Source organism: Limosilactobacillus difficilis (genome assembly GCF_947387495.1).
In the GTDB taxonomy this organism is placed as follows: Bacteria; Bacillota; Bacilli; order Lactobacillales; family Lactobacillaceae; genus Limosilactobacillus; species Limosilactobacillus difficilis.
In genome coordinates, this window is sequence record NZ_CANDNU010000014.1 from 17,174 (window position 1) to 41,928 (window position 24,755).

Annotated in this window: 22 protein-coding genes and 2 pseudogenes; 6 read left to right on the forward strand and 18 right to left on the reverse strand. The window is 48.8% G+C overall.

The features are described from left to right. Positions 1–7 precede the first annotated feature (7 nt). From atpD to QOR82_RS04300, 13 genes are all read right to left on the reverse strand, one after another. Positions 8–1,444: a F0F1 ATP synthase subunit beta gene (gene atpD, locus QOR82_RS04240; protein WP_283583527.1), complete on the reverse strand. Its 1,437-nt coding sequence runs from the start codon at positions 1,442–1,444 to the stop codon at positions 8–10. Positions 1,445–1,473: 29 nt separating this feature from the next. Continuing rightward, complete coding sequence (locus tag QOR82_RS04245) at positions 1,474–2,412, reverse strand: F0F1 ATP synthase subunit gamma (RefSeq protein WP_283583528.1); 939 nt, start codon at positions 2,410–2,412, stop codon at positions 1,474–1,476. Positions 2,413–2,449: 37 nt separating this feature from the next. Then, entirely contained in the window at positions 2,450–4,006 is a 1,557-nt protein-coding gene (atpA, locus tag QOR82_RS04250) for a F0F1 ATP synthase subunit alpha (protein ID WP_283583529.1), read from the reverse strand. Between the two features lie 27 nt (positions 4,007–4,033). Then, positions 4,034–4,579, reverse strand: coding sequence for an ATP synthase F1 subunit delta (gene atpH / locus QOR82_RS04255; protein ID WP_283583530.1), 546 nt, complete (start codon positions 4,577–4,579; stop codon positions 4,034–4,036). Beyond that, positions 4,569–5,078 carry a F0F1 ATP synthase subunit B gene (gene atpF, locus QOR82_RS04260; protein WP_283583531.1) on the reverse strand — a complete coding sequence of 170 codons (510 nt, stop codon included), beginning with the start codon at positions 5,076–5,078 and terminating at the stop codon, positions 4,569–4,571. Before atpF ends, atpH begins: the two co-directional genes overlap by 11 nt. A 40-nt stretch (positions 5,079–5,118) precedes the next feature. Next, positions 5,119–5,331, reverse strand: coding sequence for a F0F1 ATP synthase subunit C (gene atpE, locus QOR82_RS04265; protein WP_283583532.1), 213 nt, complete (start codon positions 5,329–5,331; stop codon positions 5,119–5,121). Between the two features lie 42 nt (positions 5,332–5,373). Beyond that, on the reverse strand, positions 5,374–6,084 hold the full coding sequence (atpB, locus tag QOR82_RS04270) for a F0F1 ATP synthase subunit A (RefSeq protein WP_283583533.1): 711 nt from the start codon (positions 6,082–6,084) through the stop codon (positions 5,374–5,376). Positions 6,085–6,275: 191 nt separating this feature from the next. Continuing rightward, positions 6,276–7,040, reverse strand: coding sequence for a YibE/F family protein (locus tag QOR82_RS04275; protein WP_283583534.1), 765 nt, complete (start codon positions 7,038–7,040; stop codon positions 6,276–6,278). After that, the gene (locus QOR82_RS04280; protein WP_283583535.1) at positions 7,027–8,151 is read right to left on the reverse strand and encodes a YibE/F family protein; all 1,125 of its coding nucleotides are present in this window, start codon (positions 8,149–8,151) and stop codon (positions 7,027–7,029) included. Before QOR82_RS04280 ends, QOR82_RS04275 begins: the two co-directional genes overlap by 14 nt. A 76-nt stretch (positions 8,152–8,227) precedes the next feature. Continuing rightward, positions 8,228–8,863, reverse strand: coding sequence for a uracil phosphoribosyltransferase (gene upp / locus QOR82_RS04285; protein ID WP_283583536.1), 636 nt, complete (start codon positions 8,861–8,863; stop codon positions 8,228–8,230). 122 nt (positions 8,864–8,985) lie between these two features. Further along, positions 8,986–9,855 carry an ROK family protein gene (locus tag QOR82_RS04290; protein WP_283583537.1) on the reverse strand — a complete coding sequence of 290 codons (870 nt, stop codon included), beginning with the start codon at positions 9,853–9,855 and terminating at the stop codon, positions 8,986–8,988. Between the two features lie 12 nt (positions 9,856–9,867). Then, on the reverse strand, positions 9,868–10,851 hold the full coding sequence (locus QOR82_RS04295) for a LacI family DNA-binding transcriptional regulator (protein WP_283583549.1): 984 nt from the start codon (positions 10,849–10,851) through the stop codon (positions 9,868–9,870). Between the two features lie 6 nt (positions 10,852–10,857). Continuing rightward, positions 10,858–12,330, reverse strand: coding sequence for a sucrose-6-phosphate hydrolase (locus QOR82_RS04300; protein ID WP_283583538.1), 1,473 nt, complete (start codon positions 12,328–12,330; stop codon positions 10,858–10,860). 225 nt (positions 12,331–12,555) lie between these two features. Between QOR82_RS04300 and QOR82_RS04305 the strand changes: the two genes are divergently transcribed. Next, a complete protein-coding gene (locus QOR82_RS04305) occupies positions 12,556–14,583 on the forward strand; it encodes a sucrose-specific PTS transporter subunit IIBC (RefSeq protein ID WP_283583539.1) in 2,028 nt (675 codons plus the stop codon). A gap of 110 nt (positions 14,584–14,693) precedes the next feature. On the opposite strand, the gene QOR82_RS04310 is transcribed toward QOR82_RS04305, so the two are convergent. From QOR82_RS04310 to QOR82_RS04320, 3 genes are all read right to left on the reverse strand, one after another. Continuing rightward, the gene (locus QOR82_RS04310; protein WP_283583540.1) at positions 14,694–15,998 is read right to left on the reverse strand and encodes an L-cysteine desulfidase family protein; all 1,305 of its coding nucleotides are present in this window, start codon (positions 15,996–15,998) and stop codon (positions 14,694–14,696) included. Between the two features lie 159 nt (positions 15,999–16,157). Continuing rightward, positions 16,158–17,549, reverse strand: coding sequence for an argininosuccinate lyase (gene argH, locus QOR82_RS04315; protein WP_283583541.1), 1,392 nt, complete (start codon positions 17,547–17,549; stop codon positions 16,158–16,160). Then, positions 17,539–18,762, reverse strand: coding sequence for an argininosuccinate synthase (locus tag QOR82_RS04320; protein WP_283583542.1), 1,224 nt, complete (start codon positions 18,760–18,762; stop codon positions 17,539–17,541). The genes argH and QOR82_RS04320 overlap by 11 nt, the downstream gene beginning before the upstream one ends. Before the next feature lie 310 nt (positions 18,763–19,072). Between QOR82_RS04320 and QOR82_RS04325 the strand changes: the two genes are divergently transcribed. The 3 genes from QOR82_RS04325 (at position 19,073) to QOR82_RS04335 (ending at position 21,383) form a co-directional block, all read left to right on the forward strand. Beyond that, positions 19,073–19,906, forward strand: coding sequence for a transporter substrate-binding domain-containing protein (locus QOR82_RS04325; protein ID WP_283583543.1), 834 nt, complete (start codon positions 19,073–19,075; stop codon positions 19,904–19,906). Between the two features lie 14 nt (positions 19,907–19,920). Beyond that, a complete protein-coding gene (locus tag QOR82_RS04330) occupies positions 19,921–21,123 on the forward strand; it encodes a metal-dependent hydrolase family protein (protein ID WP_283583544.1) in 1,203 nt (400 codons plus the stop codon). Positions 21,124–21,212: 89 nt separating this feature from the next. After that, a complete protein-coding gene (locus QOR82_RS04335) occupies positions 21,213–21,383 on the forward strand; it encodes a hypothetical protein (protein WP_283583545.1) in 171 nt (56 codons plus the stop codon). A gap of 140 nt (positions 21,384–21,523) precedes the next feature. Here QOR82_RS04335 and QOR82_RS04340 read toward each other — a convergent pair. Beyond that, positions 21,524–22,446: pseudogene (locus tag QOR82_RS04340) on the reverse strand (IS30 family transposase). Between the two features lie 17 nt (positions 22,447–22,463). Here QOR82_RS04340 and QOR82_RS04345 point away from each other — a divergent pair. Both QOR82_RS04345 and QOR82_RS04350 read left to right on the forward strand, forming a co-directional pair. Continuing rightward, positions 22,464–22,940: an Rpn family recombination-promoting nuclease/putative transposase gene (locus tag QOR82_RS04345; protein WP_283583546.1), complete on the forward strand. Its 477-nt coding sequence runs from the start codon at positions 22,464–22,466 to the stop codon at positions 22,938–22,940. Continuing rightward, positions 22,937–23,131 (forward strand): hypothetical protein, encoded by a 195-nt coding sequence (locus tag QOR82_RS04350; protein ID WP_283583547.1) that lies wholly within the window; start codon positions 22,937–22,939, stop codon positions 23,129–23,131. The genes QOR82_RS04345 and QOR82_RS04350 overlap by 4 nt, the downstream gene beginning before the upstream one ends. 188 nt (positions 23,132–23,319) lie before the next feature. On the opposite strand, the pseudogene QOR82_RS09505 reads toward QOR82_RS04350, so the two are convergent. Continuing rightward, positions 23,320–24,560, reverse strand: a pseudogene (locus QOR82_RS09505) (sugar porter family MFS transporter). Between the last annotated feature and the right edge of the window lie 195 nt (positions 24,561–24,755).

The window sequence follows — 24,755 nt, forward strand, 5'->3', positions numbered from 1 at the left end:
ACACCCCCTACTTAGCGGCGCTAGTGTTTTCCGTCTTGGCAGTTTGGGCCTCAATCTGTTTAGCCTTTTCAACGACGTCATCGATTCCACCAACCAAACGGAAGGCTTCTTCTGGCAGGTCGTCATACTTTCCTTCCAGAATTTCCTTAAAGCCGCGAATCGTTTCCTTCATTGGAACGTACTTACCAGGCGTCCCGGTAAATTGTTCGGCAACGGCGAAACTTTGTGACAAGAAGTTCTGGATCCGACGTGCACGAGCCACAATCGTCTTTTCTTCGTCTGACAGTTCATCCATCCCCAGAATGGAAATAATGTCCTGCAGTTCACGGTAACGTTGCAGCACGTGTTGAACACCAGTTGCCACTTCGTAGTGTTCCTTGCCGACAATTTCAGGCGTCAAGGCAGTCGAAGTAGATTCCAGTGGATCCACGGCCGGGTAGATCCCAATCTGAGTCAACCGCCGTTCCAGGTTAGTCGTAGCGTCCAAGTGGGCGAAAGTCGTCGCTGGAGCCGGGTCGGTGTAGTCATCGGCAGGAACATAAACGGCTTGGATCGAAGTAATTGAACCTTCCTTGGTGGAAGTAATCCGTTCCTGCAACTGACCCATTTCAGTGGCCAGCGTTGGTTGATACCCAACGGCTGATGGGATCCGACCCAGCAGGGCGGAAACTTCTGAACCGGCTTGGGTAAACCGGAAGATGTTGTCGATGAACAGCAGCACGTCCTGGTGCTTAACATCACGGAAGTATTCCGCGATAGTCAGCCCAGTTAAGGCTACCCGCATCCGGGCACCAGGTGGTTCGTTCATTTGACCATAAACCATGGCCGTCTTGTCCAGAACCCCGGAAGCCTTCATTTCGTAGTACATGTCGTTACCTTCACGGGTCCGTTCACCAACACCGGTGAAGACGGAAATACCGTTGTGGCCCTGGGCAATATTGTGAATCAGTTCCTGAATCAGAACCGTCTTCCCAACACCGGCACCACCGAACAAACCAACCTTCCCACCACGAACGTAAGGTTCGAGCAGGTCGATAACCTTAATCCCGGTTTCCAGAATTTCAGTTGAGTTGTTCAAATCAGTGTATTTTGGTGCATCACGGTGAATCGGCATCCGTTTGGCATCGGGGCCAAATTCAGGACCGTTGTCAACTGGTTCACCCAGAACGTTAAACACCCGACCAAGAGTATCGTCGCCAACTGGAACGCTAATTGGTGCGTTGGTGTTTTCAACCTCTTCGCCACGCTGCAAACCTTCGGTGGCGTCCATGGCGATCGTCCGGACAACCCCATCACCCAATTCAAGGGCAACTTCGACGGTCAAGGTCTTGTCATCGGCCATCTTAATCTTCAGCGCAGTGTTAATTTCAGGCAGTTTCTCATCCTGGGGGAACTCAACATCAACAACCGGGCCGATAACTTGTAATACTTTACCAGCACTCATGCTGTTTCCTCCTCTTTATCTCATTCTTGTTATTCTTGTGCAGTCATCCCGCCGACAATTTCAGTAATTTCGGTGGTGATTGCCGCTTGACGTGCACGGTTATACTGCAGGTTCAAAGTTGAAATGATGTCATCCGCATTATCAGTAGCAGACCGCATCGCATTCGAACTGGAAGCGTGCTCTGATGTCTTGGCATCCAAAATGTCGCCATAGATCAGGCTATTGCAGTACTGGGGTACCAGCACCTTTAATAAAGCGCCGGCGTTGGGCAAAATTTCCATTTCACCGCTGACCAATTTGCTACTATTGCCTTTGTCATCACCGTCATCAAGCTCAAGGGATTCCCGTGTAATCGGCAGAATCCGATTGGTCTGTACATTGGACGAAATCCGGTTGACGTAGTGGCTATAGCAGACATAGAGCTCGTCATACACCCCATCGAAAAACATCTGGGTGGCGTTCTTGACGATTCCCCGCACTTCAGTATACTTCGGCACGTCGCTGACACCCGTAAATTCATAGACCACGTTCATCCCGCGCTTCTTGAAAAACTCGGTCCCGGTCTTCCCGACTGTCAGGAAAACCGAGTTGTCAGCAGTCAGATTCTTTTGCTGCATCAAGTCGAGGGTGGCTTTAATAACGTTACTGTTATAAGAACCTACCAACCCCCGATCTGACGTTACAACTAGGATGCCAGTTTTAGTGACTTCCCGCTTGTGAAAGAGGTTGCCCAACTGGGCTTGAACCGAACTATCATCGACGGATAAGTCACCAGCGGCGGTTCCTTGAGATTTGACCAAGCCAGCTAAGATGGTTTTCACCTTAGCAGCGTATGCTTCGTACGTCTTGGTGTGGTGCTGAATCTGGTTCAGCTTAGAAGTCGAAACCATCTGCATTGCCTGGGTAATTTGCCGGGTACTGCGAGTCGAAGCAATCTTCCGTTTAACGTTTGCTAATGAAGCAGGCACTCAATCTCACCGTCCTTTCTTGACTGGTTAATCCTAATTACTTATTGGTGTCAGCTTTTTGCTGGTCATCCTTAGCGGCTTTCTTCTGATCACTCGTCTGGAAAGTCTGCTTGAATTCCTTGATGGCCTTGTCCAGACTGTCATCTTTTGGCAGCTGACCAGTCTTCTTAATGTCATCGTAGATATCCTGGTGGTTAGCATGCATGAAACTCTTCAGGTCGCTTTCGAACTGTTGCAAGTCCGCAACCGGAACGTCATCCAGGTAACCGTGTGACAAAGCGAACAGAATGCCAACTTGTTCTTCAACCGTTTCAGGTGAATGAAGACCTTGCTTCAGAACTTCCATCGTCCGTTCACCACGGTCCAGACGTGCCTTGGTAGCCGCATCCAGATCAGAACCGAATTGAGCGAAAGAAGCCAATTCGTTGTAGGAAGCGATATCCAGCCGCAAAGTCCCGGCAACCTTCTTCATCGCCTTCACTTGAGCGTCACCACCGACCCGAGAAACTGAAGTCCCGGCATCGATAGCTGGCCGTTGACCGGCATAGAATGAATCAGAGTTCAGGAAGATTTGCCCGTCGGTGATGGAAATAACGTTGGTTGGAATGTAGGCAGAAACATCGCCGGCCTGGGTTTGGATGATCGGCAAAGCGGTCATTGAGCCACCACCCATGTCATCGGACAGCCGTGCCGCCCGTTCCAGCAACCGCGAGTGGGTGTAGAAAATGTCACCAGGGTAAGCTTCACGACCAGGTGGCCGCCGAAGAATTAATGACAGTTCACGGTAAGCATCAGCTTGCTTGGACAGGTCATCGTAAACGATGAGAACATCCTTGCCGTTGTACATGAACTCTTCACCCATCGCAGCACCAGCATAAGGAGCGATCCATAGCATTGGTGCCGGGTTCGAGGCACTAGCCGAAACAACGATGGTGTAGTCTAAGGCACCATACTTGCGTAGCGTTTCAACAGCAGAACGCACCGTTGATTCCTTTTGCCCGATGGCAACATAAATACAAATAACACCGGTGTCCTTCTGGTTGATGATGGTATCGAGGGCAATCGCCGTCTTCCCAGTCTTCCGGTCACCAATGATCAATTCACGTTGGCCCCGGCCAATTGGAACCAGTGCGTCAATAACTTTGATCCCGGTCTGCAATGGAACGGAAACACTCTTCCGTTGCATAACCCCAGGAGCTTTCTTTTCGATTGGACGAGTCTTAGTAGTCTTAATTTCGCCCAGACCGTCGATTGGACGACCCAGTGAATCAACCACCCGTCCGAGCATTGCGTCGCCTACGGGAACTTCCATAATCCGACCGGTCCGCTTAACTGTATCGCCTTCACGGATACCGGTGAAATCACCCAGAACAACGATCCCAACATCGTTGCTTTCAAGGTTTTGGGCCATCCCATAAACGCCGTTGCTAAATTCGAGCAACTCACCAGACATGGCATTTTCCAAGCCATCAGCACGGGCCACACCGTCACCGACGTAGGTTACCGTCCCGGTTTCAGCGACGCTAATCTGGTCTTCGTAGCCAGCGAGCTGTTTCTTGATGAGTGAACTGATTTCCTCAGTTTTAATGCTCATAACGGATTTCACCTCTCAATTCAGATTTTATTTCACAAGCAAACGACGAATTTGTTCAATTTTGGAGCTGAGACTACCATCAAGGGTTTGATTAGCCGTTTTAATGATGACCCCACCTAAAATCGTCGGGTCAACCGTCTCAGTCAGGAGCACTTCGTTCGCACCGAAGCGATCCTTTAAAGCGGAGACAAGCCGATCACGTCGCGTTGCATCTAATTTTACTGCAGTGACAACGTCAGCACGCACCCGCTTTTGCTTTGTGTCGTACCGGCGTCCAAACTCATCAATAATTGCGACCATGTCACCAATACGGCCATAGTCAAAAGTCATCTGGACGAGGTTGGCAACGTACTTAGAAGCACCCTGCTTCAAATCCTCAACCACGGCTTTTTTGTCTTGATAGGATAAGTCAACACCCGTCAAGGCACGAACTAAATTAGGATTGTCGGTAAAGACTTGGCGTAAGTCCTGCAATTCTTGATAAGTTTGCTCTAGTTGGTCTGCGTCGCCTTCGACCAGCTCAAAAAGAGCGCGGGAATAACGGCGGCCAACTTCCATCTTATCAAGACTCATGTTTTACCAACCCTTCAATGTAAGAATCAATTAAGGCCTGTTGGTCATCCGCAGACAATTGTTTGTGGATAAGCTTGGAAGCAATCTCAACAGAGAGGTTTGCCACGTCGTTCTTTGCGCCTTGCAGGGCATCTTTGCGCGCCTGTTCAGCGTCTTGTGCAGCTTGTTGTTTCACATTTGCAGCGTCAGCTTGGGCAGCTTCGACAATCTTGTTACGCTGGTCTTCACCAGTCTTCTTAGCATCGGCAACAATCTTAGTTGCTTCTTGTTTGGAACCAGCTAGTTCATCTTGCCGTTGCTTAGCCAGTTTTTCAGCATCTGCCCGCTTTTGTGCAGCAGTGTCGATGTCGTTAGCCACTTTAGTAGCCCGCTTTTGCATCATTTGAGTAACTGGCTTCCAGGCAAAATGCCAAACAAGAGCCGCCAAGATAATGAAGGAAACGATGTAGAAGAGCATATCGCCGACGTACAATTGATTAGATTCAGCAAGTACAAACATCTATTGACACCTCCTTGCAATTGAAATCAAAGTATGTAGATTACTTGTTCATAACAAGGAAGCCGACAACGATTGACAGAATTGGCAGAGCTTCGATCAGCCCAACACCAATGAACATCGTCGTCCGTAAATCACCCATTAATTCTGGCTGACGAGCCATAGCGTCAACCGTGTGACCAATAACTTGTCCGTTACCATAACCGGCACCGACAGCAGCGAGACCGGCAGCAATACCAGCAGCAATTGCACCCATTGTAATATCCTCCTTAATAATCAATCAGTGATTGTTGTTTAATTATTCTCCAACAACCTTCTGAGAAATATAAACCGTTGTTAATGTTACAAAGACATAAGCTTGAATTGCACCAATGAAGACCGAGAAGCCTTGCCAGGCAATTTCCAGTGGAAGACTCACGATCATCGTCGCAATTCCGTGTGAAAATGCCATTCCAGCAATCAACTTTAGAAGTAATTCACCAGAATAGATGTTCCCGAAAATCCGGAGGCCTAACGTAATAAAGTTAGTAAACTCTTCAATCAGATTAATCGGCAGCATTCCTGGCATCGGTGAAACGAAGCCCTTGAAGTAATTCTTGAATCCCCGTTGCGCGATTCCCAAAAAGTGGGAAAGTAAAATCGTGGTCATTGAGAAGGTCAAGGTTACAACCGGGTCCGCCGTCGGACTTCTGAGTAATTCGTGCCCGTTCCAACCCATCTGGAAAATCAAGCCAAATTGGTTAGCGACGAAGATAAACACAAACAGAATGAAAATAAAGAACGAGAAAAATCCGGAAGTTTCCTGGTTAAACTGGGCTCTCACAATCCCGTTTGTGAATTCAATCAACCATTCCAACACGTTCTGCCCGCCAGTCGGCTTCATTGTGATGTGACGTGAAAGACCATACATCACCGCAAAAACAATGACACAGACGATCAGGCCGGAAAGCATGTTGGTAAAGTTAAACGTCAGGCCGAAAAGCTTAAAAGTATAAGCATTACCGCCCATTCATATTCCACCTCTTTTCTTTATAACATAATCTTGGTTTGTAATTTCGGTTAACCAGCGAATAAAGTCGGTTTGGCCCAATTACAAAACATAATATACCATAAAATATAGGTCGCGCAAAGACTTAACCATTGTGTAAAAAACGTTTTCAAGCAGATCAGGTCGGCCTTTGCCACATCATTAAAATTTGATTAATCGTTCACATGTTTTTTCATCTGATGGCGCCAGGCAATCATCACCGCCGTCACCGGAACGGTCAGCAGCACCCCGATAAAAGAGATCAAGACAATTAAGAGCTCGTTGACGAAGATCTTGTCGTTAATGATCGTCCCAAAAGAGTAGTGGAGGCCGGCAAACCAAATAAAGAGCGCCAAAAAACCGCCAAAAAAGCCAAAAAACAAGGTGTTAAGCGCTGTCCCCATGATCTGGCGGCCAATCACCAAACCGCTCGTCAACAAATCCTGACGGCTAATTTGGGGATCGGCGTCCAGCATGGTGGCCATCCCCGCCGCAATCGACATCGCCGCTTCCGCAATCGCGCCGAGAATACTCAGGGAAGTGACAACGACGGTAATGCTCTGGAAACTCAAGCCGATCTGCAGGGACATCCCCTCCAGAGCATCCGTATCTTCCAAGCCAAAACCCTGAACCCGCGCGAAGTGTTCGACCAGGATGATCAGCAAGAGCAGGATCGCAAAGACCAGCAGCGAAGCGTAATAAGCATTTACCGTCACCGCTAAGTCATTGCGGCCCATAAAAATGGTGATGGCTAAGATCACCACCCCGCTAAAGATCGTGACGGCCAGGGGTGGAAAATGAATTGCGACCAACACCAAGGCCAAGAAGAGGAAACAAAAGTTCAAAAGCAGGCTCCAAAAGGCTGTCCAGCCCTGCCGGCCACCGACCAGCACCATCAAAATAAGCAGAATCAAGCCGAGCAGACTAATCGTTGACATGACCGGCATCCCCCCTTGTCAATAATAAGGCCATCATGGCACTGGCCACCGGGATGGCCAATACGATCCCGATCCCGCTGATCAGGCTTTGGGCGGTCCCCAGAGACATCGACATCGAAAAAGTGTAGCCCCAGGAATTGCCGTTGCGCAACAGCAAGAGGGCACTGGTATAAGTGACCGCCATAAAAATCATGAAGAGCACGTTGACGAGTGGCCCCATTACTGACTTACCCACTTCACGTCCAGCCAAGAAGAGCTTCTTAAAATCAGCTTGGGGATTGACCTGGGAAAACTGGAAAAGAGTCGCCACAATATCACTAGAAACGTCCATCACCGCTCCCAACGACCCCAGCAAAGTCTCGGCCAAAAACAGCGGTCGCTGGACCTGGGTGACGTAGAGCATCGATTCGTAATGAATCCCGCGTTCATGGGTCCAGCTAAAGACTAGCCAACTGATTCCCAGTGCCAAGAAAGTTCCTGCTAAGGTGGCAATGCTGGTCGCCAGCATCCGTTTGGTCGGCCCAAGAATCAGGAGCAGACTGATAATAGTAAAGAGAATCGCTAGACCGCTGAAGATTGCTAGGACATGCCCACCTTGCCAAGCCTGGTCAAGCTCGATAGCAATGATGAAGAGAAGCGCGTTGGCAATGAGACTCAGTAACACTCGCAGGCCCGTCCAACGCATCATCAACAGCAAGAGGGCTATAGTTAACCAGACCAGAAAAGCAAGTACCTCGTCCCGCTTGAGGTCGCTGATATTGGCACTCAGTCGGCCGTGGCGATTCCGGTGCAGTTGGCTAAGAAAAAGCTGATCGCCAACTTTGTAGTGCTGATCCATCGCTCCTGAATCGGTGTAGTGGTTGGCAATTGTCAATTGGCGACCTCGATAACGCCCGTTCATCAGCCGAACTTTCAAGGATTGACTTGTGAGACGGTCTTCGTTATGAAATTCATCGCTCGTTTTTTGCCGACTCAGCTGCTTAGTCGCCAGCACCTGCCCAATCGGCCGTCGATAAAGAGTCTGGTTGTGACTGAAGATTACCATCAGCACAACGCCGCTGACCATCATGACAATTAGCAGCAACCACCATCGTTGACTTTCTTTTTTCATGATTATTCATCACCTAAAATAGCATAAAAGCCAAGCAGAAGATCATTCCGCTTGGCTTTTTTACTTGGTTAGCTAATTACTTTGTCCCGAACAACCGGTCACCAGCATCACCCAGACCTGGCACAATGTAGCCATCTTCATTCAGATGGTCATCGAGGGCACAAGTGTAGAGATTGACGTCTGGGTATTCCTTACGGAAAGTTTTGACCCCTTCTGGTGCCGAAACTAAGCAGGCAAACTTCATGTTCTTTGGGTCACAGCCCCGCTTGACCAGGGCCCCAACCGCATCGACGGCCGAGCCACCGGTAGCGAGCATCGGATCGACGATGAAAAGTTCCCGTTCGGTGATGTCATACGGCAGTTTGACGAAGTATTCGTGCGGCTGCAACGTTTTTTCGTCCCGGTACATGCCGATAAAACCAATCTTAGCTGCCGGAATCAGGTCGGTGAAACCGTCAACCATGCCGAGACCAGCCCGCAGTATCGGAACAATCGCCACCTTTTTGCCAGCCAGGACCTTCTGGGTCGTCTTGCCCATTGGCGTCTCAATCTCAATGTCCTTCGTTGGCATGTCGCGTGAAACTTCGTACGCCATCAGTGTCGCAAGTTCCTTCACAATTTCACGAAAACCCTTCGTCCCTAACCGCTTGTCACGGATTTGGGTCAACTTATGCTGGATCAACGGATGGTCCAAAATTTCAAATTTACCCATGATATGCACTCCCTTTAGAATTCTTTACCATTATAGTCAGTCCCAGGAATAAAAAGCAATATGACAACGGGTAAAAATGATTTCCTTCACAATTATTGACTAACAGTTACAGATCCTGGCGTTTACTTCAACAATTCCTTAGCTAATTCGAAGTCGCCGAGGGTTGCAGAACCATTGTGAGCCACTGCCGGCCGGACAATCAACTGGTCGAGATCCGGTGTCTTAACGTAGCCGTTGTTAAATTGCTTGAAGAATTCGCGAACGTGAACCAGATCGCCTTCATTCAGCACGGAACCACCCACGACCATCACGTCAGGACGAACCGTCATGTAAACGGCAAAGAGCATCTGGGCGATGTAGTACTGCACATAGGTGAAGGCCTTGTTGTTGCGATCCAGGTTCTCACCACGAATTCCTGTCCGGCCTTCCAGTGATGGACCGGCAGCCATCCCTTCGACACAATCGCCGCCGTGGAAAGGACAGAAGCCCTTGTAGTCATCCCCAGGGTAACGCACGATTTTCATGTGGCCCATCTCCGGATGAGCAGAAAGGCCGATGAAATGTCCTCCCTGGATGATGCCGCCGCCAACGCCGGTCCCGACGGTTACGTAAAGGTAGGTCTTGTCATTATGCCGACCACGCGCCACGTATTCCCCATAGCAGGAGCCGTTGACATCGGTGGTAACAAAGACCGGAACATCCAAGCCCCGTTCTAGAACCCCCTTCATATCAGCGCCGGACCAGCCAGGTTTTGGCGTGTCGAGAATTTGGCCGTAGGTGTCAGAATTAGGATTGACGTCAACCGGACCAAAAGTGGCAATTCCCAGAGCATCGATCGGGTTGTCCTTAAAGAAAGCCACGCAACGGCTCAGCGTTTCATCTGCCGTCGTGGTTGGAATGCGCTTGCGAGCAACTTCCTTTTTAGTTTCAACGTCCTGGACAGCTAGGATAAACTTGGTCCCACCGGCTTCAATACTTCCAACTTTACTCATTTGATTTTCCTCCTATGCAGTTTGTCTGCGAACTAAGCTAACCGGCAACTGATAGTATAGCTTACTGAACTGGCAGTTGGGGTCTTGGACCCGCTGTTGCAGTAAGTGAACTAGGAGTTGTGCGATGTCATCAATTGGTTGAACAACCGTCGTCAATTCAGGATGATAGGTCCGAACAAGTTCCGTCCCATCAAAGCCAACAACCTTCAAGTCTTCCGGCACCCGGATGCCCAGAGTGTGCGCCTCATTGAGCAATAAAATCGCCGTCAAATCATCCGTACAAACGAAGCCATCAGCTCGCTCACTCTTCAAAATATCTTCGATCATTGCTTTTTTGAGACTGGCGGAATCGGAGAAAGCAACCGAATGGACTCGACTTTCCATCCCCGCCTGCCGAACGGTGTCTTGATAGGCTGACAGACGTTGATCCGTCGGATTCCCTTTCTGGTGCTGATTGCCCAGAAAGTGAATTGCCGTACAACCATCCGCAATTAACCGACGCGTGGCCAGTTGCATTCCCTGGTAATTATTGCAGGAAACGATCGGCACGTTATCAGCCAGGTGCCGATCAAAGGTAACGATGGGCAAGCCGGACTGTTGGTATTCTTCAATCCCCAAATTATGACCGCCGGAAATAATGCCATCGACCTGGTTAGCGATCAGCATCCGCAAATAATTGCGTTCCTTTTCCAAGTTGTAATTGGCATTGCACAAGATCATCTTATCACCAATTGCGAACAGTGCCCGCTCAATTTTGCTGACCAATTCCGCAAAAAAGGGATTGGCAATCGTTGGAACGATCACCCCGACCAAATGAGTCTGTTTGCCGTGCAGTGACCGGGCCAGGTTGTTGGGCTGATAATTGAGTTCCTTCATCGCTGCTAAGACTTTGGCCTTGGTTTGGGCACTCAGATAGCCCCGGTTATTAATAACTCGTGACGCCGTGGCGACAGACACCCCAGCGCGTTTAGCGATATCAGCAAGCGTTGCCATCATCATCACCTACATCTGTTGCAATGGCCAGTAGTGGGCCTGGTAGTCAAGACCTTCAGTACTCATCCGGATGGCCGTCGCTTGGTCTGGGGCAAAGAAACGCAGCGTGAAGACGTGGGCACCGTCGTTGACGAAGATTTCACAAAGCGAGTGGTCAACAAAGACTCGCAGAAAAAGCTCATGCCCCGCCGGTAGCATTGTTTGCCGGGTCGTTCCATAGTCAGCGTTGACACTGGCCCCGCTAGGCCCCCGGTCGATCGTCAGTTGCCCGGCCGCCGTATCAAAGTTGAGGTCCAGATGATACCCCTCACCTGCGGCTAGTTGCAAGCTTCCCTGCTGATTAGCTGCGATTTTCACTGCCAGCTCGTACTGATTGTTGCTAGCCGGCACAATCGTGGTCTGGTTAGCGACCTGAGCTTCTCCGGCAGACCGCCGCAAGCTCGTCATCGCTTTCACTGGCTGCTGCAATAAATGACCGTTGACCAGGTGCAATTCCTTCACCTGGCTCAGACAATTGGCCCAGTTTTCGGTGTCCGTCGGGTAAGTCGAATCAGGTAGACCCACCCATGAGATCGCGTAAGCTGTACCATCTGGGGCGTTAAAACACTGACTAGCGTAAACGTCAAAACCATCGTCGAGGTTCTTCATCGGTGAAGGGTTGACCAGCTTGGCGTGTACGAAGTCAAAGTCGTCACCGACAACGTACATATTCGGGTAGATGTTATCGTAAGCGGCTACCTGCTTGTCGAGACCTTGCGGGCAGAAAACCAGGACCGCCTTGCCATCTACAAAGACCAGGTTAGGGCACTCGATCATGTAGCCCGCATTTGCCACCCCGAAATCAACGATGCCAACTTCTTCCCATTCCTTGAGATCCGCGGATTTCCATAGATCGAGGTGACCGGTTTTATCGTCTGCTTTCTGGGCCCCGAGAAGGCAATAGTAAAGACCATCATGCTTCAGGATCTGGGGATCCCGGAAGTGTTCGCTAAACTGGGCAGGATTTTTGAAGAGATAGTGATCCCATTTAGTCACCCGCCCGTCGGCATCCATCCAAGCGCCACACTGGTACGGAATCCGGACCCAGTCGTCCGTCCGATGGTTACCGGTATACATCAGAAAAAGTTGGTTTCCGATGGCCATCGCCGATCCAGAATAAGCGCCGGCATTGTCGTAACTATCCGGATCTGGTCCTGGCTCGATGGCAAGGCCACGGTTATCCCAGTGGACCAGATCAGGCGATTCCAAATGAAACCACGATTTCATCCCGTGAACAGGCCCAAAGGGAAAGGCCTGATAAAAGACGTGGTAGCATCCATTAAAATAGGAAAAACCATTCGGGTCGTTCAACAAACCTGACTGAGGCCGAATGTGATAACGCATTTGGTAAGGTGAATTAGCCGCTTGCGCTTGCAAACTTAACAGCTGCCGAGCCGACCATTTTGCATATGGCCGGTAGCGTGTTGCTCTTGTCCATTCCATCCTCTCCATCTCCTTATCTCAGAAAGCGTTTTCTACATTAAAAATTTTACCCATTGCACCGAAACATGTCAATCGTTTACAGAGAAAAAAGTGTTGTTCTAATAGGCTTGAAATTTTTTAAAAGAAAAAATATGTAAACGATTGACATATGCTAAAGGTCATAGTACGATAATGGCGTGCAAAATTGTAAAGCGCTTTCAGCTTAGTAAAGGAAAGGGATTTATCATGGATCACAAAGCAGTTGCTCAACGGGTGATCAAATACGTTGGCCGTGATAATGTCATTGCGGCTGCCCACTGTGCCACCCGTCTTCGTCTGGTGTTAAAAGACGACACTAAAATTGACCAACAAGGTTTAGACAACGATCCCGACGTTAAAGGGACGTTCAAGACCAACGGACAGTACCAAATTATCATCGGCCCCGGCGACGTTAATGACGTTTATGACGAATTCATTAAGATCACCGGGTTGAAAGAATTGTCAACCGACGATCTGAAGAAGGTTGCCAACAACAATCAGCATACCAACCCAGTAATGGCCTTCATCAAGCTATTATCAGATATTTTCGTTCCAATTATTCCGGCGTTGGTTGCCGGTGGTTTGCTGATGGCCCTCAACAACTTCCTGACTCAGCCCGGTTTGTTCGGTTCCAAGTCGGTTATTCAGATGTACCCTGCCATCGCGGGTCTCAGCAATATGATTCAGCTGATGTCGGCGGCACCGTTCTGGTTCCTGCCGATCCTGGTCGCAATCTCAGCCGGGAAGCGTTTCGGTGCGAACATCTTCCTGTCCGCGGCCATTGGGATGATCATGGTTGCTCCTGGGACGGCCAACATCATCGGGGCGACGAGTCTCGCCAAGGTTACGACGATTGGGGCTTACACCAAGTTCTGGAACATCTTTGGTCTGCACGTTAGTCAGACCTCATATACCTACCAGGTTATCCCGGTCTTAGTTGCCGTCTGGGTATTGTCAATTGTGGAAAAGCACTTTCATAAATGGCTGCCATCTGCGGTTGACTTTACCTTTACCCCCCTGCTATCAATCTTAATCACTGGTTTTTTGACCTTCGTCATCATCGGTCCAGTCTTCAAAGCCGTTTCTGACGGGATCACCACTGCGATCGTCTGGTTGTACAACACAACTAGTGCCTTCGGTCTTGGGATCTTCGGTCTTTGCTACTCTGCCATCGTCACAACCGGGCTACACCAAAGCTTCCCAGCCGTCGAAACCCAGCTGGTTGCCGCTTACGCCCACGGTCGCGGTGTCGGTGACTTCATCTTTCTGGTTGCCTCAATGGCCAACGTGGCGCAGGGTGCTGCCACCCTTGCCATCTGGTTCTTGACCAAGAACGAAAAAATGAAGGGGCTGTCAAGTTCTGCCTGTGTTTCTGCCTTCTTAGGGATTACCGAACCTGCCCTCTTCGGGGTTAACCTGAAGTACCGCTTCCCATTCTTCTGTGCTCTGATTGGCTCAGGGATTGCTTCCTTCATTGCCGGTTTCATGCACATCATCATTCCTTCGATGGGTTCTGCCGGTTTCATCGGCTTCTTATCAATTTTCCCACGGTCAATTCCAGCATATGTACTGTGTGAATTAATCTCAGTTGCGATCGCCTTTCTTCTGACCATTATCTATGGCCGTTCACGAGCTCGTGACGTCTTCAAGGCCGAAGCCGCTGACGCCAAAGCAGAAGCAGTAATCAGCGCTGATTCAAACGACCAAGCAACTGCTGCAACCACTAGCGAAGACAGCACTGCTGCTCCTTCCAGCACTCAGCAAGCTGAGCTGAAGAATGAAACGATTGCCGCCCCCGTAACCGGTCACGCAGTCGATCTCAGCAAGGTTAACGACGATGTCTTCTCCAAGAAGATGATGGGCGAAGGCGGTGCCATCGAACCAAGTGACGGCTCCATCTATGCCCCCGTTAGCGGAACCATCACGGTGACCTACCCGTCGATGCACGCTTACGGTATCAAATCTAATGACGGAGCAGAAGTCCTGATTCACGTCGGGATCGACACTGTCGAATTAAAGGGCCAGCACTTCACGACTAAGGTTGAAAAGGGCCAACAGGTCAACAAGGGTGACTTGCTGGGAACTGTCGACCTGGCAGCGGTCAAGGACGCTGGTTATGACACCACCGTTATGGAAATCCTGACGAACACCAATGCCTACGCTAAGGTCAGCGCTGTGGCTGTTGACCAGGATGTTAAGCACGGTGATGACTTGATCCAAGCAATCGCCAAATAAAATTCAATCATAACAAACAAACGCTTTATGACACTGACACAACTGCCAGCTATCATAAGGCGTTTTTCATTTTATCTGCTGCCAAGCGGGAACCTAGCTAGACGTATTCGTCATTCGATCCGGTCCTTGGCCATCATAATCTTCAAAATAACCGGGTCTGAAGCTGTCAAACCATCCATTGTCAGTTCGCCGAGGTTGCGAATAGTATTGTCAACAGAATCGCAAACGACCCCGTTCGTTCCCGGAATCGTAATCCCCTGCGTGGCCAGGCGAACGGCCTTCAGCATCGTTTGTACCGACGTCGCTACCTTCATCGCGCAGGAACAACCAGCTCCATCGCAGATCATTCCTAACGCGTCACCAATCATGTTCTTGATTGCTCGACCAGCAGTGCTAACGTCACCGCCCAACAAGTAAGACAGCCCCGTGGCCGCCCCCATTGCTGCAGAGTGCGTGGCGCAGTATGCAGATAAGATCGGCAGGAAGGAATGGATATAGATCGCCGTCAGATGTGACAGAGCCAAAGCCCTGATCAATTGTTCATCCGTTACTCCCTTTTCCTGAGCGAGTACGCAAACTGGGACGGTCGCGGTGATCCCCTGGTTGCCAGAACCCGAATTCGTTACCGCCGGCAAAGGGGCTCCGCCCATTCGAGCATCAGATGCCGCCGCCGTGGCCGCGATGATCTTATTCAAAAGAGAATCGTCAACACCGATTTCCGAAGGATGGGTAAGTGCTCGGCCCACCTGCATCCCATAGTGATGGGTCAACCCCTCTTGGGCCAAGGCCATGTTATCCTTTTGGGCCCGCTGAATAAAGGCCAGTTCTTCTAAGGGCAGAGTAAGGCAAAGATCCCAAATTTCCTGCAACCGGCCCTTTTGCATGAAGCGCTCCCAATCAGCCAAAGAATCAACCGCCGGCCGTTTCTTTTCAAAGACGACCTTGTCATCCTTTTTGATCAAGTAGATGTTGGTATGGTCCGCCGCAATCTTCACCTGGGCACTGTGGCCCGTCACCGTCTTCACCGTAGCTTCGACGAAGAACTTGTCTTTGACATGAGCCAGCGCCACGTGCAGCTTTTCTGAGGCAAGCAGGTCATCAATTTGCTGATTTTGCTCATCATTCAAGTCCGGGATGACCTTCATCCCTTTGGATGCGTCCCCGAACAAGTAGCCAACAGCCTCGGCGACCGTCAGACCAGCCTTTCCCGTCCCCGGGACGACAACAGCAATAGCATTTTTCATGATGTTGGCCGAAACCTTGACGTTAATTGAAGCCGGTTCTTGATGGTCTAACTGGTCAGCACAGGTGGCAACCGCAAAGGCCACCGCGACGGGCTCCGTGCAGCCGGTGGCTACCGAAACACCATTGTGAAGTGCTTTCAGGTACATCTCTTTCTTTTCTTGTTCCATCATTAAATCCCCCAAATAATCCTTATGTAATTTTTTTCTCCATTGATCAAACCTCCATTACTCGTGATAGCAAATTGTTCACATCAATCTTAGCATAGAAAGCGCCGCCAAACAGCACAAAACGACAAGCCGCCTTCGCTAGTAGCTTGCCGTTTTATTATTCTAGTGGTTGTCGATTAAAATTTTTTTGGCTTTTGCCAATTGTTCTTCAACCTGCTCAAAGCCGGTCCCGCCGTATGAGTTTCGCCGGGCAACCGCAACCTCCGGCTTCAAACAATGATAAACGTCTTTATCAATTTTCGGACTGATCTTGTGGAATTCTTCCAGCGAAATGTCAGCTAAATCGTGCCCACTCTTGATTCCCTTCAGGACCAGTTCGCCGACAATTTCGTGAGCCTGCCGGAACGGGATGCCCTTGCCTGCCAAGTAATCTGCCAGCTCCGTCGCGTTGGAAAAGTCATGGTGGGTTGCCGCATCCATTTTGTCCTTGTTGACGTGGAGGGTTTCGATCATGCCTGCCATGATCTTTAGGCTCGGCAAGATCGTCTTAACAGCATCGAAGATCCCTTCCTTATCTTCTTGCATATCCTTATTGTAGGCTAGGGGGATCCCCTTCATTGTCGTCAGCAAGCCCATCAGATGACCGTAGACCCGCCCGGTCTTGCCCCGGATCAATTCAGCAAAGTCCGGATTTTTCTTTTGCGGCATGATCGAGCTGCCTGTCGAATAAGCATCGGATAACTCGATGTAACCAAATTCGTGACTGCACCAGTAAACTAATTCCTCACATAGCCGCGAAAGGTGCATCATCAGAATGCTGGCATTGCTGAGAAATTCCAGCACAAAGTCCCGGTCAGAAACAGCATCAAGCGAATTGTCGTAAACATCCGCCATCACCAGATACTGGGCGCTCAATTTTCGATCAATTGGAAACGTCGTCCCTGCCAAAGCAGCCGCACCGAGAGGAGAAAGATCGGTGTGCTTCATGTTGAATTGGAAACGTTCAGCGTCCCGCTGAAACATTTGGAAATAAGCCAGCAGGTAATGACCGTAAGAAATTGGTTGCGCATGCTGCATGTGGGTGTAACCAGGCATCACGGTCTTGACGTTTTCCGCCGCTTTATCCACGAGGGCCTCTTGCAGCTGGTGCAGGGCTTCGACAACCTTGGGCAGACGTTCCTTGACGTAAAGGTGGAGATCCGTCGCAACCTGATCATTCCGGCTCCGTCCGGTATGCAGCTTGCCGGCAACCGGACCGATTTTCTTGGTCAGCAAGTCCTCAATATTCATATGAATATCTTCGTCGGCAACGCTGAAAGGCAGCGTCCCATCCTTGCTCAATTGCTCGTCAATTTCATGAAGTCCCTGGATGATCTTATCGGCATCCGCAGCTGGCAAGATCTTCGTGGCCTTGAGCATCTTAACGTGGGCCAATGAGCCAAAAATATCCTCGTGGGCCATCTCCTGGTCAAAGAAAATCGAAGCGCCAAAACTGTTAGCGAGGTCAGAACCAGTGGCTTGGAAACGGCCACCCCACATTCTCTTAATCGGCATTCTTCTCTTGCTCCTTTGCTTGCTTCTGGTGTACCTGAGCGTAAACCTTGTCTGGCAGTTCAAAGAGGGTGATGAACCCGTTCGCGGCTTCCTGGTCAAATTCGTCGGCCGAGGTGTAGGTAGCCAGGTTCTTGTCGTAGAGGGAGTTTGGTGACTTCCGCCTTTCACAGATGACATTGCCTTTGAAGAGCTTGACTCTGACGGTCCCGTTGACATCTTGCTGGCTTTCGTCCATAAAGGACTGCAGTGCCTTCATCAATGGTGAGTACCAGAGCCCGTTGTAAATCAGCGAAGCCATCTTCAGGCTGACGGTCGGTTTGAAATGGGCCACTTCTTCTTCTTGGGTAAGGTTTTCAAGATCCTGATGAGCTGCCAGCAGAACGGTCGCTGCTGGACATTCGTAGACTTCCCGGGACTTGATCCCTACCAAACGATTTTCAATGTGGTCGATCCGGCCAATGCCGTGACTACCGGCCAATTTGTCGAGTTTCATGATCAGTTCTTCTAATGGCAATTCTTCACCATTCAAGGCCGTCGGTTGACCATGCTGGAAGGTCAATTCGATAACGTCAGGCTTGTCTGGCGCATCTTCGATGGCAACGGTCCGGTCGTACGCATCGGCCGGAGCGCCCGCCCACGGATCTTCCAGGATCCCACATTCGTTTGCCCGGCCCCACAGGTTTTCATCAATTGAGTAGGGGCTGGCCTTCGTGATCGGCACCGGAATCCCGTGGTCTTTGGCATACTTAATTTCTTCTTCCCGAGACCAGTGCCAGTCTCTGATCGGGTCCTCAATCTTCATTTCGGGAGCGAGGGCGTGAATCCCGGCTTCAAACCTCACTTGATCGTTACCTTTGCCGGTACAGCCGTGAGCGATTGCGGTTGCGCCATACTTTTTGGCAACATCAACCAGGATCTTCACGATCAGCGGCCGGGACAGTGCTGAAACCAACGGGTAATCGCCTTCATAAACAGCGTCCGCTTTTAAGGCCGGCAGCACATAATTCATTGCAAAGTCGTGCTTGGCGTCGATCACAACCGATTTCCAAGCGCCAACCGCAGCCCCCTTCTTCTGGATTGCATCCATGTCCTTGCCTTCACCGACGTCAATGCAGCAAGCAATTACGTCGTAACCCTTGTTAATCAGCCAAGGAATGGAAACTGAGGTATCGAGACCACCGGAATATGCTAATACGATTTTTTCATTTGCCATGAATAATTCCTCCATTCATTTCATTCGTGTTTTTGTTGTTGATGGTGATAAATATACACTGTGTTGGCTTGAAATGCAATATTATTTATAAATCATTCAAAATAAACCTATCATTTGCATATTGTATTCATAGGTTAATTAAATTCATCATTTTGTTCAAGAGAAATAAAATGCAAAATATTTGCATATATCATCTTGACCATCCCCCAAAGTCGGCGTATGATATGCACCATTAAGAATATAAATGCTAATTGCAGCTGTTTTATTCACAATTTATGCATATAGTTACGAGAGAACGGAGGAAGTAATTATGAAATGGAAGTCATTTAAGAAAGCAGCCATCGCTGCTACCGCAGTCGTTGCCTCACTCAGCCTTTTCTTGGGTGGTTGTGGAGCCAAGAAAGACAACAGTGTCAAAAATATTCAAAATAAAAAAGAGCTGGTTGTCGGCACCTATGCTGACTACGCCCCTTACGAGTTCACGATCGTTAAAAATGGCAAACAAAAAATCGTCGGTTACGATATGATATTAGCCAAGGAAATTGCTAAATCAATGGGCGTCAAAAAGGTTAAAATCGTCAATATTGCATTCCCTTCATTGATTTCTGAACTACAAAACAAGAAGTTCGACCTGATCATGGCAGGGATGTCTTATACCCCTAAGCGGGCCAAGGTCGTCAACTTCTCCAAGTCATACCGGACAGTCCACCAAGTTCTCCTGGTTTCCAAAGTCAACAAGGACAAGTACAAGTCCATCGCTAGTCTGAAGGGACAAAAGATCGGTGCCCAGCAGTCATCCTATCAGGACAAGATCGCCAAGAAAGTCAAGGGTGCCAAGGTCGTCAACGAAACGTCTCTGCAAACCCTGGCCAGTGAAGTCAAGAACGGCTCTCTCGACGGTCTGATTGCGACGAGTGACACCGCCGAAGCCTTTGCCAAGGAACACCCGAATGAATACGCCGTGGACCCGCACTTCACCTTCAAGCAGGACAAGATGCAAGCCGGCACCCGGGTCGCTGTTCGGAAGGGTGACAAAGCTCTCTTAAAGAAGGTCAACGCAACGATCAGCAAGGACCAGAAGAACGGCAAGCTCAACCAGCTCTACAACAAAGCCCAAGATATTCAGATTAAAAATGCCAAGTAAGGAGGTCCGGCTCAATGACAGAAGTTCTCTTCAATAATTGTCATCTTTTTACCGGCAACAGCGAAAAGCTTCTTGACCAGGCATGGTTCCTTGTCAATCAGGAGGACGGCAAAATCATGGACCTCGGTACTGGTCAGCAGCCAGCGGCCGAGCAAACCGTTAACCTAGCCGGCAAGTACGTGATGCCAGGGATGATTAATGCTCACACCCACATGATGATGAATGCCTTGACCAACAAGCTTTACTACCTCAGTGAAACCGAGGTCACCCTCCAAGCACTGGCCAATCTCAAAGAGAGTCTCAAGGCGGGAATTACCTACGTTCGTGATTGTGGCTGTGCCTTTAATGTCGATATTAAATTAACCAAGCTGCATCAAAGTCACCCCTTCGTCGGTTCACGAATCATGCCGTCGGGACAGCCGATGTGTATGACAGGCGGCCATGCTGATTTTACCGAAGGCGAACACGGGGAAGCCATCTGGGGCCGCCTCGTTGACTCCCCCGACCAAATGCGTCATGCCGTCCGGGAAAACTTCAAAGAAGGGGCCAAAAACATCAAAGTGATGGCCACTGGCGGTGTCATGTCCGCGACAGACCAGATTGATGATACAGAACTCAGCGTTGAAGAAATGAAGATGGCTGTTGAAGAGGCCCACGCTAAGCACATGACGGTGGCAGCCCATGCTGAAGGTAGCAAAGGCATCCACAACGCCCTGCTTGCCGGCGTGGATTCGATTGAGCACGGTCACTACCTGTCGCATGATGATGTCGAACTGATGAAAGAACACGGAACCTATCTCGTTCCGACCCTCGTCTCTGGCATCGTAATCCCGAAATACGGCCAGGGCAAATTACCCCAATACATGTTGGACAAGGAAGACCAGATTCTAGATGACTTCATCGCCAACGTCGGTTACGCGATGCGCCACAGTGTCAAAATTGCCATGGGGACCGATGCCGGAACACCGTTCAACCAGTTTAAAGAAGCACCGGTGGAGTTGGAATTGATGGCAAAACACGGACTGACTAACTTCCAGTCCTTGCAAGCCGCAGGTATCGGCACCGCTAGTCTAATGGGCATTGAAAAAGACTATGGCACCCTTGAAATTGGCAAGATTGCTGATTTCTTGGTCCTGGACGATAACCCCCTGGTCAACATCAAGGCAGTTCAGCAAACTGACAAACAGGTTTATCTCGGCGGTCAAAAACAATTCTAAAATAAAGGCAGCGGCGAGTACCGCTGCTTTTTTCGTGTCAGTATCCGTGAGACCGTCCTATAATAGAGATAACAAGTGAGGTGATTTTGATGAATCGGACATTCATGCTCGGTTACTACCAGGGAGTGGTTGAAACCGCGCCAGCTGCTTTTTCCGCCGCTAAAACCGCTGAATTTGCCACTGCGATGACGGTTCAGCACCTTCGGCACGAGAACGTTACGAATGATCTAAGCCTTACAGCCGTAAGGCGTATATTATAAGTGCTCCAAATCTGCTCCAATAGGCTCTAATTTTTGACATTCTGCAAGTCGTTTATGCATAAAGGACTTTAGTGGTTACCTGTTGGACCAATTTTGCTCTTTTTACATAGGGCAGATTGCAAGAAATAACTTGAACGAATTTAATGACGTAAATTAAGCAGGAAGATCTCGATTGGTGTATGCCAATTAAGACATTTAAGTGGCCGGGAATTCAAATACCAATTAATTTAAACTAATTAGTGATCACTTAGTTCTTCAATGGCTTGGCCTTTGGGAATAAAGCGTCGTAAAACTCGGTTACGGTTCTCATTACGGCCGCGTTCATGTGGTGAATAAGCATGAGCAAAATAAACCAGAGTACCAGTTCGCTGCTCAATTGCCTGGTAGTTAGCGAACTTTTTACCATGATCCACGGTAAGCGTCTTGAGCTTGTCTTGAAGTTGACTAGCTAGTTCAAGTACGGCTTGAGTCATGGACTGACTGTCGCGGCCATGGAGCCGTTTAACAATTGTCAGGCGACTCTTACGCTCCACAAAAGTAGCCACAGCTTGACCTTTACGTTTGCCAGAAAGTACGGTATCAGCTTCAAAGTGGCCGAATTCCTGGCGAGTTTCGACTTTATGAGGACGCTCCTCAATTGAGCGGCCGTGACTGAACGTACCCCGATTTTCTTTAGCACGATGACGACGAATTCCGTGATCAGGCAAATCGGGTAGCTGTACATCAAGCCATCCTTGATCAATCCAGTTATAGACCGTCTTGTAGGCAATCCCAACCACATGAGCAACTTGTTCAGGGGACCACTTCTGGACTTGAATCTTTTCCTCGACCAAGTGTTTAAGGTTTTTAGTGAGCAAAGACTTCCGCCCCCGTTGACTGACCTTGCGTTCAAAGTCAGTTTGCGCTAGCTCAGCCTGGTACTCACTATTTAGCCGGTGAAGTTCGTTAAAGATGGTGGTCTTACTAAACCTAAGTAGTTAGCGATGTATCGCAAGGAACGTCCTTCATTATGAAGCGTTTCAATGACAACACGGTTCTGGAATGATAAAATAGTGGTGCTCATCAAGGTCCTTCTTTCTAATGGATTGTGTGGTAACACCATTAAAGACCTTGATGGGTTTTTCTGTCCACTTAAATGTTCAACTTAAATTTTACAATCTGCCAAATACAGATCGGCAGACTAAGGACGTCCGTCTGGATATCCTCGTTCGCGACAAAGACAATCGTATCTATAACATCGAAATGCAGGTCGCTGACCAGGATAATCTTGGTAGGAGAATGCGTTACTACTTATCTAAGGTTGACGCGCACTACACATTAGAAAAAAACGAGTCCTACAATGACTCAAAAGAAACTTACATCATCTTTCTGTGTAATTTTGATTATCCTGGGCAAAGCCGCCTGCGTTACGTTTTTCACGAGTACGAAGACCAGGACAGGTCACTAATGTTGCCAGCTAATTCGGCGAACCCATTAGCGGTAGCAAGCACTTTGACTATGCACAGCAGAAAATTAAAGAGATCAATGATAACCCGCAAAGGAGGGCGCAGATCATGAATTACGAAATCAAATTACTGGAACGTCAACAGTTGGGAAAAAAGCAAGGTATAACTGAGACGGTCAACAGCACTATTGAACAGCTCAAAGCTGCTGGAAATGACGAGCAAGAGACTTATTGCTTCATTCAAAAATTAAACACTGGCTTAAGTGATGACACCCTTCACGAAATGGTGGATCAGTATTACTAATATTCTAAATATCTAAGAAACAACAGTGGCCTCTAGCATTCAGCATTACCAGAACGTTAGAGGTCATTGTTGTATACTATTCACTTTTCAACAATCATTATGGATTAATTATTCTGACAATTAGTGTTGTAACTATTCATTGGGTAGTGATGATGGTTGCGGTGATTAGTACCCTGACGTAATTCCACCTAGATCTGTTCCAACGTATTCCCCTGCGTTTCTGGAACCACCTCAAAAGCAAAGACCCAGGACAATACATTACAGGTAATGAAGAAGGCAAATGTCCCGACTCCACTCCAGTGATTGACCATGATTGGAAAGACAAAGCCAACCGTGAAGTTCGCCAGCCAGAGACAAAAGGTGGAAATGCCCATCCCCAATCCCCGCAGACTTTGGGGAAAGATCTCGGACATCAGAACCCAAGTTGTCGGCGAAATACATGACTGAAAGAATGCTAGAAAACTCATGGTTAGCAGAATGACGACATATGGTAAGATCACGTTCTGATTCAAAAAGGTAATTGCTAACGTGAGTAAAAACATTGAACTGCCGGTTCCAATAATTCCGACGAGTAACATTTTGCGTCGCTCAACCGTGTACATCATTTTCATCCAGGCAATTGTGGTAATAAAAGATGTCAACCCGTTACCAATATTAGCAATTAGCGGCGCCTGGTGGCCAAAGCCAACCTTCATCAAAATACTGGTCCCATAGTACATCATAATATTGATACCAACAAACTGTTGAACAATTCCTAAACCAAAGCCAATCATCACTGCCGGATCCACGGTTGAGTCAGGTCGTCCCAATCTGCCTGCCGCTGGCCCTGGTTTTGCCGCAATGCAGTTTTAACACTGTCAATTTCTTGAAGACTTTCCCGCCGGCTTGAACGGAGTGGGGCTAACACCCTCAACGCTGCCGTGCGTTGCCCCTTCATTGCTAGCCAACGCGGTGACTCAGGAACATGCCACATTCCTAGAAATAGCATTACAGACGGGATCATCCCAAAAGCAATCATGTAACGCCAAATATTACCGACATGAGGAAACAATGATCCCAAGAGAGCATTGACGGTAAACGCCAGAAGTTGTCCACCAGTAATCATCAATTGATTCTGAGCGACTAACCTGCCCCGTGTTGAAGCGGTCGCAATTTCTGCTAAGTAGGCCGGTACAATGACGGAAGCCCAACCAACTACCAAGCCGAGTAAGAAGCGAAAAATAATCATCAAAATGGCATTGGGTGCTAACAAGCAGAAAAGGGTTCCACTAAAAAAGATGACCGATAAAGCAATCAGTAAACGTTTCCGCCCATAACGGTCGGCTAATTTACCAGCCATTAACGCCCCAAGAGCAGCTCCCAGGGTAATGCCCGATGTCACAAGCCCCTCTTCAGAAGGAGTGAGATTTATTTGTTATGGCGAGGCCATATATGGAATGGCACCATTGATCACTCCCGTATCTACCCCGAAAAGCAATCCGCCTAATGTTACTACTAACGCAATCTTTCTTAATTGTCTTCCTGTCTGACCACTAATAAAATATTATCCTAAATTTCAAGAATAAGTTAGCCACTGGACTCAAATAAATAATACTGACCAATTGATTATTGGTTGATGGAGCTG

Coding starts and splice junctions, on each gene's coding strand:
- atpD (WP_283583527.1), bottom strand. CDS start 1,444: ATGAGTGCTGGTAAAGTATTACAAGTTATCGGCCCGGTTGTTGATGTT.
- atpA (WP_283583529.1), bottom strand. CDS start 4,006: ATGAGCATTAAAACTGAGGAAATCAGTTCACTCATCAAGAAACAGCTC.
- atpH (WP_283583530.1), bottom strand. CDS start 4,579: ATGAGTCTTGATAAGATGGAAGTTGGCCGCCGTTATTCCCGCGCTCTT.
- atpF (WP_283583531.1), bottom strand. CDS start 5,078: ATGTTTGTACTTGCTGAATCTAATCAATTGTACGTCGGCGATATGCTC.
- atpE (WP_283583532.1), bottom strand. CDS start 5,331: ATGGGTGCAATTGCTGCTGGTATTGCTGCCGGTCTCGCTGCTGTCGGT.
- atpB (WP_283583533.1), bottom strand. CDS start 6,084: ATGGGCGGTAATGCTTATACTTTTAAGCTTTTCGGCCTGACGTTTAAC.
- QOR82_RS04275 (WP_283583534.1), bottom strand. CDS start 7,040: ATGTCAACGATTAGTCTGCTCGGCTTGATTCTGCTTATTTTGATGGTG.
- QOR82_RS04280 (WP_283583535.1), bottom strand. CDS start 8,151: ATGAAAAAAGAAAGTCAACGATGGTGGTTGCTGCTAATTGTCATGATG.
- upp (WP_283583536.1), bottom strand. CDS start 8,863: ATGGGTAAATTTGAAATTTTGGACCATCCGTTGATCCAGCATAAGTTG.
- QOR82_RS04290 (WP_283583537.1), bottom strand. CDS start 9,855: ATGAGTAAAGTTGGAAGTATTGAAGCCGGTGGGACCAAGTTTATCCTA.
- QOR82_RS04295 (WP_283583549.1), bottom strand. CDS start 10,851: ATGATGGCAACGCTTGCTGATATCGCTAAACGCGCTGGGGTGTCTGTC.
- QOR82_RS04300 (WP_283583538.1), bottom strand. CDS start 12,330: ATGGAATGGACAAGAGCAACACGCTACCGGCCATATGCAAAATGGTCG.
- QOR82_RS04305 (WP_283583539.1), top strand. CDS start 12,556: ATGGATCACAAAGCAGTTGCTCAACGGGTGATCAAATACGTTGGCCGT.
- QOR82_RS04310 (WP_283583540.1), bottom strand. CDS start 15,998: ATGATGGAACAAGAAAAGAAAGAGATGTACCTGAAAGCACTTCACAAT.
- argH (WP_283583541.1), bottom strand. CDS start 17,549: ATGCCGATTAAGAGAATGTGGGGTGGCCGTTTCCAAGCCACTGGTTCT.
- QOR82_RS04320 (WP_283583542.1), bottom strand. CDS start 18,762: ATGGCAAATGAAAAAATCGTATTAGCATATTCCGGTGGTCTCGATACC.
- QOR82_RS04325 (WP_283583543.1), top strand. CDS start 19,073: ATGAAATGGAAGTCATTTAAGAAAGCAGCCATCGCTGCTACCGCAGTC.
- QOR82_RS04330 (WP_283583544.1), top strand. CDS start 19,921: ATGACAGAAGTTCTCTTCAATAATTGTCATCTTTTTACCGGCAACAGC.
- QOR82_RS04335 (WP_283583545.1), top strand. CDS start 21,213: ATGAATCGGACATTCATGCTCGGTTACTACCAGGGAGTGGTTGAAACC.
- QOR82_RS04345 (WP_283583546.1), top strand. CDS start 22,464: ATGGATTGTGTGGTAACACCATTAAAGACCTTGATGGGTTTTTCTGTC.
- QOR82_RS04350 (WP_283583547.1), top strand. CDS start 22,937: ATGAATTACGAAATCAAATTACTGGAACGTCAACAGTTGGGAAAAAAG.